The following is a 13,820-nucleotide window of genomic DNA, read 5'->3' on the forward strand; positions in this document are numbered from 1 at the left end:
AATGCCTACGCACCACCTGTAAAAAAAATACTTTGGATAGATGATAATGCAATCAATAACGTATCGCTGGTAGAATACTTTAAAAAAGCTGATTATAGAGTTGACGTGGTATCCGACAATCAAACTGCTTTGGATTTTATAAAGAAAAATAATTACGACATCATCATCACGGATATTACAAGAAACAATAAAAACGAATCAGGCATAGACCTGTTAAAAAATCTGGCTGCTGGTAGCAATAAAAGCAAAGTAATTATTTATACTTCCCCGCTTTCTGAAAAAAAATATGCAAAACAAATAAAGGCGATGGGGTATAATAAAATATTTACAAAAGCTGCTGACCTTATTAACGCAACGGATCAGCGCCAATACAGACAATCTTTTTAATTTATAAAAATAAAATTTATAAACTATGACACTCGAGCAACACTTTGCCCCAGGCAACACCAAAAAGATCCTTGCACTGGATGGCGGTGGTATACGTGGCGCATTAACCGCAGGATACCTGGAAAAGTTAGAAAATATTATTCGTGAAAAAACAGGCAATCAAAAAATGCTGCTTTGCGATTATTTTGATTTAATTGGCGGCACCAGCACCGGCGCAATCATAGCTGCACTGCTGGCCATTGGTAAAACTGCTGCAGAAGTAAAAGATTTGTATCTCACCATGGGAGGTAAAATATTTAAAGGCAAAAGGGATTGGTGGAACCCTTTAGAAACATTTAAATTTTTAAAAGCCGAGTTCAGCGAAAAAAATTTAGAGACAGCCCTGGATGAATTTTTAGGGGATATTACTTTAGGTGACACAAAAGGGAAAGTTAAAACCGGCTTGTGCATTGTAACCAAACGTGCCGATACCAACAGTGTATGGCCGCTTATCAATCATCCCGGCGGAAAATATTTTCCGCACAACAAAGATTATTTTTTAAAAGATATTTTACGGGCCAGCAGTGCAGCACCATCTTATTTTGTACCGCAATTATTAAATGTAGATAAAGATATGAAAGGTGCATTTGTTGATGGGGGCGTAAGTATGGCCAACAACCCATCGCTTCAATTATTTAAAGTAGCCACACTTTGCGGTTTTCCTTTTAAATGGCCAAAAGGAAAAGATAAATTATTTATGGTAAGCCTTGGTACCGGCAATGGTGTATATAATATGAAGACAAATGATATAACCGATAACTGGTTATTAAACTGGGCAAGGGAAGTACCGGATATGCTGATGAGTGATGCCAGTTGGGAAAACCAAACTATTATGCAATGGCTGTCTCATTGCCCCAATGCAAAAAAAATTGACAGTGAAATAGGCGATTTAAAAAACGATTGTATGGGGTGCGACAACCTGGAGTTATTGACTTACCTGCGTTTTAACCAGGAGCTTTCTGTAACGGCTTTAAATAATTTAAAGATGAGTGGAAAAACATTTGATGAACACGATGTAAAAAGTTTACAGGAAATGAGCAATGCCCAAAACCGTTTTCTTTTATACGATATTGGAGCCGCTGCATCGGCCGAAATAGAATTATACAAAAACAATTTTCCAGTATAAAAAATAATTTTTCAAACATAATAATTATAACATGTTACAATTTAAAAAAACGGTTCCGCCAAATGTAGATTTTAAAAAAGCACTTAAAAAACCAATACCCGTAAAATGTGTGCAAATTAATGAACCTTTTGAAGTGCATACACTTGAAGGGGTGATGCAGGGCCAGCCCGGTGATTGGCTGATGGTGGGTGTGCATGGAGAAATGTATCCCTGCGCCGATGCAATTTTTAAAAAAACCTATGATATTATCAATGAAGAATAATGCTTAAAAACTTTAACCTTAAATCAATATTATGAAACAGAAAATTATTGAGTTGCTGTTTAAATATATTCCCATACTGGCAAAAAAATTATGGCCGGGCTTTAGGGATTCTTTAATTGGAAACAGAACGCCAAAGATCATTGATTTTAGAAACGAACCTGCCAGCAATAATGTTATTTTATTTTTGCATGGTTTTTCCGGCGACTCCGCAACAACTTTTGGCAACATACCGCAATACATTAAAGAAGATGACAGGCTTAATGGCTGGGATATGTTTTCAGTAGGGTACAGTTCCAATCAAATGCCTTCACTGGGTATTGGTATATGGGCAGCCATACCCGATATTACAAAGCTCGCCGATTTTTTAAACACCACCATCCACAACCAGTTTGTAAAGTATAAACAAATTGCAATTGTTGCACACAGTATGGGTGGGTTGGTTGTACAAAAAGCATTGCTGGAACTGGATGCTGCTTCCCGAAACAGGATAACTTATTTGCTGCTATTTGGTACACCAAGTAATGGATTAAATAAAGCAGGTGTTGTAAAATTCTGGAACCGGCAGTTAAGGGATATGGCCAGCGATGGATCATTTGTTACAACCCTGCGAAAAAAATGGGACGAAACTTTTGCAACTGGTTATCCTTTTAGTTTTAAAGTGGTAGCCGGCACCGATGATGAATTTGTACCCACAGCATCGAGCCAGCAGCCATTTGATAAAAAATATTGCGAAGTAGTTTCCGGCAATCACCTGGCCATTGTAAAACCCGATGATAAAAACCATGCAGGCTACCAGTTAATAATTGCAACACTTACTAAAACAGTTTTCAATAATCCATTTACTGATAAAGAAGCAATAAATCTTTTACAGGGAAATTATACCGATGTAGTTAATAATTTACTGCCGCAAAAAGATGAGTTAGATAAAAAAGGTTTAGCAAAATTAATTTTTGCATTAGAAGGTTTGGGAAGAAGTGACGAAGCCATAAAAATTTTAGAAGATTCTACCCTTGCAGCAAACAATTCGGATATGCTGGGTATAATCGGTGGCCGGTATAAAAGACGGTATTTAAATAATTATCAAAGTAAAGATGTTGCTAAAGCTGCAGAGTACTATAAAAGGGCACTTGACACTGCCACACAAAATACAAACGATGAATTAATTTATTATGCGGCTATCAACCTTGCATTTTTAAGTTTAATGAATGAAAATAATAATGGCATGAAAGCCTATGCACAAACTGCATTGGATGCTGCAAAAAACTGCCCGGATAATTATTGGAAAACAGCTACAGTTGCTGAAGCCAGTTTATATCTTGGCGATATGGAAGGTGCAAAAATGGGATATATAAAAGCTGCTGTGCAGGCTGGTGTAAGAGAAAAGTTATCAATGTATGCCAATGCATATATTGGCTATACTGCAATAAAAAAATCAGATAAAGAAGACGATTTTATAAAATTGCTCAAAGAACAACTGCTTGCATAAATAATTATCAATTAAATTATTTTTAAAAGTATAAATTATGAAAACCTGTTTTGTAATTACCGGCTACGGCATTAAAAAAGATTATATCAATAACAGGGATATTGATCTTGATAAAACTTTTAAGCATATTGTAAAACCCGTTTTTGAAGAACTGGGATACGAATGTAAACGTTCCTGCGATTATCCGCCGGGGATTATTGACACTATAATGTATAAAGGCATTTACGATGCCGATTTTGTAGTTGCTGATATAAGCACACTTAACCCCAATGCCCTGTACGAGCTGGGTGTGCGGCATGCATTAAAACCTTACACCACTTTAGTTATTTGCGAAGACGGTATTTTTATAAACAGCAAACTGCCTTTCGATTTAAGCCACCTTACAGCATTAGCCTATCACCACGATGGCAAATCGCTGGATATTGATGAAGTGGACCGCTTTAAAAAAATATTAAAAGAAGCAGTAACAGGGATGGTTAAGGCAAATAAAGTGGATAGCCCCGTGTTTACACATATACTGGGTTTAGAAATTACAGTAACGGAAAGTGGAAGTGGTCCGGCACAGAAAAAAATCCCTCAAAAGAATGCTCTTGTAAAACCTGCTGATAAAGTAACTGCATCAGCCAATAGTAAAAGCAGTACAGCAGGGCCATCTCTTTCGGATATGATTGACAGTGCGTTGGCAGCAATGAAAAATAAAAAGTTTGATGAGGCCATTATTTCATTTAAAAAACTTTTAGAGCTAAAACCCGACGATACATTTTTTATACAGCAGCTTTGTTTGGCCACTTACAAATCTGCAAAACCTGATGCCGTTACTGCTAATCAGGATGCTTACAGGGAATTAGAAAAACTCAATCCAATGTCATCAACCGATACAGAAACACTGGGTATGGCAGGGGCTATACATAAAAACCTCTTTAAACTGGCACATGATAAAACATCCCTTGAAAAATCGCTGCGTTTTTACGAACGGGGATATTATATAGCTAACGATTATTACAATGGTATTAATGCTGCTTTCCTTTACTGGAAAATGGCATCGCTTGCAGATAATAAAGAAGAAACACAGTTTTATAAAATGCAGGCTAAACAAATTGCAAAGCATGTTGCGGAAATTTGCATAAACCTTATGGCACAGGAAGATTATGCCAAACGCAACGATAAGGAATGGGTTACCAATACGCTTGCCGAATCTTATTACGGCCTGGATGACACTGCAAATTTTAACCAGGTGGTGCAGCAAAGAAAAAAAGAACAAAGCGATTTTAGCGAGGATAGTTTTATGCAGCAGTTTGAAGAGTTGAAAATAATTAAAGAAAAAGTAGAAAGCATTTTAAAATAAAAAATTATTATTATCTAAAAAAAATAATTGTATGCAAACAAAACCTGAATGGTTGATGCGGATTGAAAAAGAAATGGAAGAGAAAACGGGGTATTTGGATTTGAGTAAGTGTGATCTTGAAAAAATTCCTTTTGAGCTACATAATATGACTTGGATAAACGGTTAAAATCTGGCAGAAAATAAAATAACCAAAATTTAAAATCTGAATGAGTTAAAAAAATTGAAAGTCTTAGAACTTTGGAGCAATCAAGTTGAAAAAATTGAAAATTTAGAGGAGTTAAAAAATTTAAATATTTTAAATTTATATAATAATCAAATTTCCAAGATAGAAAACTTAGAAAAGCTTTCAGTTTTAGTAACATTAGATTTATACAATAACCAAATTTCAAAAATAGAGAATTTGGATGAATTAATATACTTACTGCATCTGTCTTTATTCAAAAACAAAATTCGCATTATTGAAAATTTAACCAAACTAAGAAATTTGCAATTTCTTAGTTTATCTGTAAACCAAATTGAAAAGATAGAGAACTTGAGTGAATTAATAAATATAGAAGATTTGTATTTGATGTTAAATAAAATTACAAGTATTGAAAATTTAGAGGAACTAAAATTATTAAGAACACTTGATTTAGCAGACAATCAAATTGAGAAAATGGAAAATTTAGAGAGGCTTGAGAATTTGGAAGTGCTTTCTTTAGGCAAAAATAAAATACAAAAGTTAGAAGGGATTAGTAAGAACAAAATACTTCGAAAGCTTGACTTATATGAAAATGTAATAGAACTCCCAATAATAGAATTAAAGCATAATACTGAATTAGATTATTTAGGATTAAGTAATAATAAGATTACCGATATCTCTGTTCTTAGTGAGCTTACTAAACTCAAAGAATTATATCTGAGCCAGAACCCATTGAATAGTATTGATGTAATAGAAAATCTTCCTGATTTAAAAAGGTTGATATTATCTAATACGGGTATTACTTCACTTAAACCTTTAATGACTATTATAAAAAAAGGCATACCGGTAAAATTGGTTTATGGTTTTGAAGATACCGGCGATGGGATTTTTATAAAAGATAATAACGAATTAGATATTTCCAAAGAAATCATTGAGCAGGGCAACGAAGCCATCATAGAATTTTATAAGCTTCAGCAAAATAAAAGTCATGCCCTGGATGAAATTTTTTTAAACGAAGCCAAACTTATTTTAGTAGGAGAAGGTAAAGTGGGTAAGACTTCCTTAAGGGTTAAATTAATAAATCCTGCTGCAACTTTGCCAAAGGATGACGAAAGAACAAGAGGAATAGATATTGACGATTATAGTTTTCAACTTAAAAACCTGGATACTTATAAAGCACATATTTGGGATTTTGGTGGACAAAATATTCAATACGCACTGCACCGTTTTTTTATGACGGAAAATTCTCTTTATATCTTAATGACAGAGTCAAGAAATGAAAGGGATAAAAATTTTATGTACTGGTTTCAAAATATTGATTTGTTTGGTGGTAAAGACAGCCCCATTTTAATAGTAATGAATTTAATGCACGGCGACCGTGGAGCTAATATCGACATTGCCAGTTATGTAAGTGAATTTAAAAAAATTGTAAATAATCAAATACTCGAAGTAAACCTTTTAAATCCTGAGCAGGACAGTTGCCTGCAAAATTTAAGGACCATAATAGAACAGCAGTTAGAAAACCTCCCTCATATACGTAAACCTATTTTCAGGTGCTGGCTCGATGTAAGGGAAGCCTTGTTGTCCGAAGCAAAAAGCAATAAAAATTTCATCGACATGAAACGTTACGAAGAAATTTGTGACGGTAATGGCGTAAATGGTGAAGAGCATCGCAAACTTATAGGCAGGTACTTGCATAATTTAGGCATTGTACTATGGTATCATGATAAAGACTACCTGCGAAATATGATGATACTAAACCCCATGTGGGCAATCACTGCTATTTACAAAATTATTGATGATAAAAAAATACAGGATAACAAAGGTAAATTTGATACCACTGATTTAGACAGGTTATGGAACGATGCATCTTACAAGTTTTCAAAAGATGAGTTAACGAGTTTGTTGAAAGTGTTTAAAATTTGTTTTCAGCGCCGGTACAAAAACGAATACATAGTGCCGGCATTAATGGAAGCCAATCCGCCGGCCATAGCAAAAGACTGGGATAACACTGCTTGCACAACCGTAACATTTGAATATGTTTTTATGCCCAAAGGTATTGCCAACCAGCTTACTGCCGATTTGCACCAGCATATACAGGATGAATTAGATCATGTATGGGCTTATGGTGTTGTATTGCATTATGCAGAGGATGCAGGGACGATGGCAATGATTGTGGAAAATACTTACAACAGAAAAATTACTATTGATGTAAAAGGTAATTATGCCAACCGCTTTATGGGCATAATTATTCAGGAATTAAAAAACATTAACAACTCTTACATGGGCCTTAAATCGGAAATGAAAATTCCATGTACCTGCAATAAATGTAAAACATTAAGTACACCACAACTTTACACTGAGCAGGATTTGCTGGAAAAACTAAAGGAAAATAAAACCGAAGTGTATTGCAATAAGTTAGATGATAAAGTAGCTATTCAACCCGTACTGGAAAGTATTGGGATATCGCATCCTGTTTTTGAAAAATACAGGCGCTGGGACAGTAATGAAAAGATGAGGGAATTATATACAAAGGAAAACAATAAAAAAAAGAAAGTATTTATTTCCTACTCCCATGCACAAACAGAATACGTAAAAATATTCAGTACCGATTTAAAAAGTTATTTAAAATTACCCAATATTGATTTTGAAATTTTTGATGATTTTCAAATTCCACTTGGGATACAGTGGGATGATTTTTTACAGGATAAAGTAGCAGGGTGCAATATCATGATATTGTTAGTTAGTCAGGAGTTTATGAACAGTAAATATATTCAGGAAAAAGAATTTGGGGCTGCAGCAGCACGTTTGAAGAACGAAAACGACATGTTGATAGTACCAGTTTATTTTGCACCATGCAATTTTAACGATGAAAAAGAGTTGAATCAATTGCAATTTTTTAAACCAGAAGGCAATGATTATAATGAGGCACAAAAAGCAAAACGTTTTTCATACATTGATTTGGTTTCTTTTTCAAAGGATAATGTGCCGATACACAATTCCAACCGAAGCCATTACATGAATGATTTTGTAAACAAACTTCGTCCGATTATAAAATAAAATTTTAACTGTTTAAAACTTTCATCATGAAAATAGACCGCCACTGGCTGATTGCCGAAAACAACTCAGAAAAAATTATTAAAAACCCCACACAAAATGTGGGCTATATTATTGATCCGGATTTTTTAGTAATTCATTATACCGCTGGTGATACTGCCGACAGTGCAATAAGCTGGTTTAAAAATACCAGCAGCAACCCCGACAGGATAGCCGCACACATTGTTGTAGATATTGATGGAACCATCACACAATTAGTTCCATTTAACCGAAAAGCCAATCATGCCGGCTACAGCAGTTGGGATGGTGTAATTGGATTTAACAATCACTCAATAGGAATAGAAATTGTAAACGCCGGTTACCTCGAAAAAATGAGTGATGGAAGCTATCGAAGAAAAATAGGGCAGGAGAAAGGAACGAAGCGGCCTGTATATAAAACGTATCCGCCATCAGCATCAACTAAAATCATTAAAACAAAACACAAACATAAATTTTGGACAGGAGTGGATAACCAGCATTGGTTTAAATTTCCACAGGCCCAATTAGACGCTTTGTATAAAATGAGCAAGGCTATTATAAACGAATACCAGTTATTGAGGGCTGTTGGTCATGATGATATTTCTCCGGCACGTAAACCCGATCCGGGCCCGGCATTTCCGTGGGATGATTTTAAACAAAATGTAACAGGGCAGGTTGATAATGTGGGTAAAATATATTTAGTAAATGAAGATGGTACAAACTTTAGGGCCGAGCCTTCAACCAGCGCACCCAAAATAAAAACTTTGAACAAAGGTTTTGAAGTAGGCTTAATTGAAACAGCAGGATTGTGGAATAAAGTGTATTTGGTAAACGATAAAAAAGATGTGGTAAAAGCAGATGGCAGCAGTATAAAAATAATTGGCTGGGTACACAGTTCGTTATTAAATTTAAAAGCGGTATAATTTTTTTTAAGAGTAAAATAAATAAAGCCACTTCCTTAAAAAGAAGTGGCTTTATAATTACATTAAAAGTTTAATTTCCACTCATTCCACCACTACTGCTTTGTGTACGTTTATTTTCATCTTCTACTGCAGACTTACGCTGGCGGGCAGCCTTAACCTGGCTGTTACCAAAGCGGTAGTTAAAGTTTAATTTAAACAGGGGCATTTCACCACGGCCGTTAACAGTGCTTACTACACCGGCAAAATTACTGGTGCCACTCCACTTCATAGTTTGAAAAATATCGCTTACAGCTGCTTTTATGGTGCCCTTATTTTTAAAAACTGTTTTTGATAAACCAGCATCTACAGTGCCCATTGCCGCCGATTTAAAAAAGCCCTGCCATATTGATGGCGAAATATACAAAGTACTTATTTCACCTGTAAACCCTTTACCCAGCTTAAAACTGTTTTGCATGTAAAATGTAAATGCAAAAACTGACTGATCTACTTTTCTGTTGCCCCCGCCAAAATCGGCCTGGTACTTTGAATAATTGGCATTGGTGGTTGCAAAAAAACTATACCATTTATGTTGAAAAGGATAGCTGATATTGATACTTGCAATATCCTGCGTAGCTAAATTTTTCTTTGTAAGAAAACCTTTTGTTTTATCTACCGTATCGGGCACCTGTGCAAAAATATCTTTTACATGGCTGTAGTTTAATGCTGTTGTTAATTTGTATTTATAAATATGCGTTACACCAAAACTATTAGTGTATTGAGGCCTCAGCAAAGTATTGCCTTTCATAAATGTATATTCATTCAATTTAAATTCAAACGGATTTAGATCCTGGTATGCAGGCCGGTCAATGCGGCGGCTGTACGAAATTGTCCATTGCTTCATTGGGTTTTTGTTAAAAGTAATGGCAGCACTGGGGAAGAAATCAATATAATCTCTTTTAAAAGAAGAATCAAATACCACATAATTATTGCCGCTTTTTTGCAAACCGGTAGAGTTACCTCTTGCATATGTTTGCTCAGCTCTTAAACCAAACTGAATCATCTTACCCTTTTTCAATTGCTTGTTATAATTTGCATACAGCGCATTAATATTTTCTTTGTACTTAAAGCGGTTACTTTTTGCAGTATCCATTATTTTGCCCGATGTAAATACATCGTAACGTTTAAAATCATTATCGGTACTCACAATTCCAATTTTGCCGCCAATGCCTAACCTGCCACCTTTATAATTTTGTTCATAATCAGTTTTAAAACTAAAAAGATCAATATCAGTTGGCGAAAGCATATTGTAAATGATCCTGCTTATCTCTGTTACACCATCAGGCTGGTAATAAAAGTTGGGTTGGTATTGGTCGGACCTTATTTTAAAATAACCATAGTCAGCATCAATATTTAATTCTTTACCATTGGCAACGGCATAGCGGTAATTAATGTTTGTATTCACATTATTCCTCGTCATTTCATTGGTGTTGGTAGCTTTAAGAATACGGTTAAGCTGGCCGGTAGGTATATAAGTAAAATACATGGGGCCTGCAGTGGTAATGTCGTTACTGGCAATGTTGCCACTAACAATTGCACCAATGGTACTTTTTGCATTTATAAAATAATCCAGCCCACCTTTAAAACTATGGGTGTTATTTTTAAAAATTATCCTGTTGCTCTGGGTAAATAATGTATCCAGCTGTTCTTTACGGGAATTAAAAGTCATCAGGTTATCACCATTATTATAATTGTAATTACCAAATGCATTTATATATTTATTACGGTTATTAATATTAAGCCCGCCATTATATTTTGCATAAGTGCCCTGTACATATCCTGCACTTACCGAACCATTGGTACCATACGATTTATTTTTTTTCAGTTTGATATTGATAATACCGGCATTACCTGCCGCCTCGTATTTTGCAGATGGGTTGGTAATAATTTCTATTGCTTCAATTTGTGCAGATTGTAAACTTTTTAAATAGTTAGCTAAATCGCTGCCCGAAAGCGGCGAGGGTTTACCATCTATAAAAACCTGCACACCATTTTTTCCTGCAAGGCTAAGGTTATCATCTTTATCAACCATTACACCAGGGCTTCTGCGTAATAATTCCAACGCATCATTACCAACAGCGTTAATAGTACCTTCTACATTTAAAATGGTTTTATCAGCCCTTACTTCTATCATTGGTTTTTGGCTGGTAACCGTTACGCCCTGCAAATTTTTTGTAGCAGGTGTTACAATAATTGCTGCAACTGTTGCATTTTCATTTTCTTTAACTTCAATAATTGCCGAAGTCGCTTTTACCATACCAGCAACGGTGGTACTGATAAAATAATTACCGGGCTTTATGGCGAGTAATTCATAATTACCGGTGCTGCTGCTAACTGCAGTTTTTGCTAATGCGGAATCTTTAGCATGGTGCAGCATTACTGTGGCTGCTGCAACACCATTTCCGTTATTGTCTTTAATTTGGCCTGTAATTGTAGAAAAGTTTTGTGCAAAACTGGCCAATGTTGTAAATAAGCTGAAGGCTACTATCAGCAGTTGTTTTTGTTTCATGTTTATACTTTAAGAGTTGTTTTTCAATTTCCGCCGCAAATTAGTCAAGGTGAATTGTAATGCAAATGTCCTAATTCACGAATAGGGTTTTTTTAAGGATGAATGGTAGATACTTCAATTGAATTACACATGATGACGTATGGCGAAGAGCAATATTTTAAAATGATGATTCAAAAATATTAATGCGTCATTTTTAAAATCACTCAATAAATTCCAGAATATCGCCGGGCTGGCAGTTTAAAACTTTGCAGATGGCTTCCAGCGTGGTAAAACGAATGGCTTTTGCTTTACCGGTTTTTAATATGGAAAGATTAGAGAGTGTCAGATCTACTTTTTCCGAAAGTTCATTCAGCGACATCTTTCTTTTGGCCATCATTACATCCAGGTTTACTATTATCGGCATGGTTATACAGTTAATTCGTTTTCGGTTTGAATTTCCACGCCTTTTTTAAAAATTTGAGAGATAACAAAAACCAGCCCTGCATAAATTATCAACTCTCTGGAAAGCATTTTACCTTCCAGATCAGCCACATCTTTTGAAAGCCATTTCAACTGACCATTATAGATCAATACTGCTACCCACACCAGCATGAGTGTGTAGGCAATATTTTCCAGCTTTTTAGCCACTTGCATAGTAAAGGGGTTTGTCATTTTGATAGTAGTAAGCACTTTAATAACCATGTATGCCGTGTAAGCCTCTAAGATCAGTATTGCAGCTTTTAATGTAATGATTCCTGTATAATACCAAACATCATATTGCCTCAGGTTATCCCAATCCATCCCTTTGTACAGTTTGGCTACCATCTTAGGATTTGCCAAACCTATCCCATAGGTAACAAGTATAGCGCCTGCTTCAATCATCAGGCCTATAAATGTGATCCAGGCCAGTACATTCATCACCACCAGGATAGTTTCTGTTTTTGTTTTAGTACTCATGTTGCTCGTTTTTAAAATTGAAAAGCAAATAAAGCTATATATTTATTGATAAACAATAAATATATAGCTTTATTTGGTAAATAATTATCCACATTGAAAAATGATGAAGAACTAAAGCCTTTTTAAAGGCCATTATAAAAACCCTGTTTGGTTTTAAAAATAGCTTTAATAACTGCATAGCTAAAGGCTTAACTTTGCCGCCAATTATTATGAAGACAAAATCAATTAAAAAAGATAAAGTAAACATCATTACGCTGGGTTGCAGTAAGAATATGGTGGATAGTGAAGTGCTGAGCGGACAACTGATTGCCAATGATATTGATGTGGTGCATGAGAACGCCAAAAAAGATCACAACATTGTTGTAGTAAATACCTGCGGCTTTATTGAAAAAGCAAAAGAAGAAAGCATAAATACCATTCTGCAACAGGTAGAATTAAAACGCCGTGGAAAACTGGATAAAGTATATGTTACCGGGTGCTTAAGCGAACGCTACAAAAATAATTTAGAAGAAGAAATACCTGAAGTAGATGCCTATTTTGGTACAATGGAATTGCAGGGCATGCTGAAACAATTTAATGCCGATTATAAAACAGATTTAATGGGCGAACGCCTGCTGTACACACCGCAGCATTATGCGTACATGAAAATAAGTGAAGGGTGCAACCGTACCTGTTCATTTTGTGCAATACCATTAATGCGTGGGCAGCATGTGAGCAGAACAATTGAATCGCTGGTAGATGAAGCTAAACGTTTAATTGACCGTGGTGTAAAAGAAGTTATGCTTATTGCACAGGAATTAACTTATTACGGTTTGGATATTTATAAAAAAAGAGAGCTGCCTAAATTATTGAATGCACTTGCTGATGTAAAAGGTTTGGAATGGATCCGTTTGCATTATGCTTATCCATCAAAATTTCCACTTGAAATTATTGATGCCATAAAAGAAAGGGATAACATTTGTAATTACTTAGATATGCCTTTGCAACATGCAGCCAACAACATGCTGAATTTGATGAAGCGCCAGATAACCCGTGAAGAAATGGAAGATTTGATTGGTGAGATACGCAACCGCATGCCCAATATTTGTTTACGCACTACATTAATTGCTGGCTTCCCCGGCGAAACAAGAGATGATGTGGAAGAGTTAAAAATGTTTTTACAAAAAATGCGTTTCGACCGTGTAGGTATTTTTACATACAGCCACGAAGAAGGTACAAGCGCTCACAATTTGGTTGATAATATATCTGCAGAAGAAAAAGAAGAACGTGCCCAGGAAATAATGGAAGTGCAGCAGGAGATAAGCCTTGAAAAAAATCAGGAAAAGGTTGGTAAAACATTTAAAGTACTGGTTGATAAAAAAGAAGCCGGCCGTTATTTGGGCCGTACAGAATTTGATAGTGTAGAAGTAGATAATTAAGTAATTATTGAAAGTAAAAAGAAATTGATCATCGGCGATTTTGTGAATGTAAAAATAACAAAGGCTTACGATTATGATATTGAAGGGGAGGTGGTTT

The 13,820-nt window shown here is 35.3% G+C and carries 13 protein-coding genes and 1 pseudogene; 11 read left to right on the forward strand and 3 right to left on the reverse strand.

Annotation, left to right across the window (positions count from 1 at the left end; translation table 11 throughout):
• The 9 genes and pseudogenes from ACY65O_RS03595 to ACY65O_RS03635 all read left to right on the forward strand — a co-directional run.
• Positions 1–387: response regulator (locus ACY65O_RS03595; RefSeq protein WP_462219482.1), on the forward strand; the 387-nt coding region annotated here is incomplete at its 5' end.
• 25 nt (positions 388–412) lie between these two features.
• Positions 413–1,552, forward strand: a complete 1,140-nt coding sequence (locus tag ACY65O_RS03600; RefSeq protein WP_462219483.1) for a patatin-like phospholipase family protein — start codon at positions 413–415, stop codon at positions 1,550–1,552.
• Between the two features lie 31 nt (positions 1,553–1,583).
• On the forward strand, positions 1,584–1,814 hold the full coding sequence (locus tag ACY65O_RS03605; RefSeq protein ID WP_462219484.1) for a hypothetical protein: 231 nt from the start codon (positions 1,584–1,586) through the stop codon (positions 1,812–1,814).
• 31 nt (positions 1,815–1,845) lie between these two features.
• Complete coding sequence (locus ACY65O_RS03610; protein WP_462219485.1) at positions 1,846–3,300, forward strand: tetratricopeptide repeat-containing protein; 1,455 nt, start codon at positions 1,846–1,848, stop codon at positions 3,298–3,300.
• A gap of 37 nt (positions 3,301–3,337) precedes the next feature.
• Positions 3,338–4,645 (forward strand): tetratricopeptide repeat-containing protein, encoded by a 1,308-nt coding sequence (locus ACY65O_RS03615; protein ID WP_462219486.1) that lies wholly within the window; start codon positions 3,338–3,340, stop codon positions 4,643–4,645.
• 31 nt (positions 4,646–4,676) lie between these two features.
• Complete coding sequence (locus tag ACY65O_RS03620; RefSeq protein WP_462219487.1) at positions 4,677–4,811, forward strand: hypothetical protein; 135 nt, start codon at positions 4,677–4,679, stop codon at positions 4,809–4,811.
• A gap of 54 nt (positions 4,812–4,865) precedes the next feature.
• Positions 4,866–5,039 (forward strand): annotated as a pseudogene (locus ACY65O_RS03625) (leucine-rich repeat domain-containing protein); the annotation flags it as partial.
• 138 nt (positions 5,040–5,177) lie between these two features.
• Positions 5,178–7,886 carry a COR domain-containing protein gene (locus tag ACY65O_RS03630; RefSeq protein ID WP_462219493.1) on the forward strand — a complete coding sequence of 903 codons (2,709 nt, stop codon included), beginning with the start codon at positions 5,178–5,180 and terminating at the stop codon, positions 7,884–7,886.
• Between the two features lie 26 nt (positions 7,887–7,912).
• Positions 7,913–8,824, forward strand: coding sequence for an N-acetylmuramoyl-L-alanine amidase (locus ACY65O_RS03635; protein WP_462219488.1), 912 nt, complete (start codon positions 7,913–7,915; stop codon positions 8,822–8,824).
• 70 nt (positions 8,825–8,894) lie between these two features.
• Here ACY65O_RS03635 and ACY65O_RS03640 read toward each other — a convergent pair whose 3' ends face one another.
• From ACY65O_RS03640 to ACY65O_RS03650, 3 genes are all read right to left on the reverse strand, one after another.
• Positions 8,895–11,369, reverse strand: a complete 2,475-nt coding sequence (locus ACY65O_RS03640) for an outer membrane beta-barrel protein (RefSeq protein WP_462219489.1) — start codon at positions 11,367–11,369, stop codon at positions 8,895–8,897.
• 199 nt (positions 11,370–11,568) lie between these two features.
• Positions 11,569–11,772 (reverse strand): helix-turn-helix domain-containing protein, encoded by a 204-nt coding sequence (locus tag ACY65O_RS03645; protein WP_462219490.1) that lies wholly within the window; start codon positions 11,770–11,772, stop codon positions 11,569–11,571.
• Positions 11,773–11,774: 2 nt separating this feature from the next.
• A complete protein-coding gene (locus tag ACY65O_RS03650) occupies positions 11,775–12,305 on the reverse strand; it encodes a DUF2975 domain-containing protein (protein WP_462219491.1) in 531 nt (176 codons plus the stop codon).
• 209 nt (positions 12,306–12,514) lie between these two features.
• Here ACY65O_RS03650 and rimO point away from each other — a divergent pair, with 209 nt between their 5' ends.
• Together rimO and ACY65O_RS03660 are read left to right on the forward strand one after the other, a co-directional pair.
• Positions 12,515–13,723 carry a 30S ribosomal protein S12 methylthiotransferase RimO gene (rimO, locus tag ACY65O_RS03655; protein ID WP_462219492.1) on the forward strand — a complete coding sequence of 403 codons (1,209 nt, stop codon included), beginning with the start codon at positions 12,515–12,517 and terminating at the stop codon, positions 13,721–13,723.
• Between the two features lie 6 nt (positions 13,724–13,729).
• Positions 13,730–13,820 (forward strand): TRAM domain-containing protein (locus tag ACY65O_RS03660; protein WP_462219494.1); only part of this gene is annotated, 91 nt, incomplete at its 3' end.

The sequence above is a fragment of the Ferruginibacter sp. genome (genome assembly GCF_031430955.1).
Taxonomy (GTDB): Bacteria; Bacteroidota; Bacteroidia; order Chitinophagales; family Chitinophagaceae; genus Ferruginibacter.

Excerpts from the sequence above, each read along its gene's own strand:
- ACY65O_RS03620 (WP_462219487.1), top strand. The coding sequence starts at position 4,677 with ATGCAAACAAAACCTGAATGGTTGATGCGGATTGAAAAAGAAATGGAA.
- ACY65O_RS03635 (WP_462219488.1), top strand. The coding sequence starts at position 7,913 with ATGAAAATAGACCGCCACTGGCTGATTGCCGAAAACAACTCAGAAAAA.
- ACY65O_RS03600 (WP_462219483.1), top strand. The coding sequence starts at position 413 with ATGACACTCGAGCAACACTTTGCCCCAGGCAACACCAAAAAGATCCTT.
- ACY65O_RS03640 (WP_462219489.1), bottom strand. The coding sequence starts at position 11,369 with ATGAAACAAAAACAACTGCTGATAGTAGCCTTCAGCTTATTTACAACA.
- ACY65O_RS03645 (WP_462219490.1), bottom strand. The coding sequence starts at position 11,772 with ATGCCGATAATAGTAAACCTGGATGTAATGATGGCCAAAAGAAAGATG.
- ACY65O_RS03615 (WP_462219486.1), top strand. The coding sequence starts at position 3,338 with ATGAAAACCTGTTTTGTAATTACCGGCTACGGCATTAAAAAAGATTAT.
- ACY65O_RS03610 (WP_462219485.1), top strand. The coding sequence starts at position 1,846 with ATGAAACAGAAAATTATTGAGTTGCTGTTTAAATATATTCCCATACTG.
- rimO (WP_462219492.1), top strand. The coding sequence starts at position 12,515 with ATGAAGACAAAATCAATTAAAAAAGATAAAGTAAACATCATTACGCTG.
- ACY65O_RS03605 (WP_462219484.1), top strand. The coding sequence starts at position 1,584 with ATGTTACAATTTAAAAAAACGGTTCCGCCAAATGTAGATTTTAAAAAA.
- ACY65O_RS03650 (WP_462219491.1), bottom strand. The coding sequence starts at position 12,305 with ATGAGTACTAAAACAAAAACAGAAACTATCCTGGTGGTGATGAATGTA.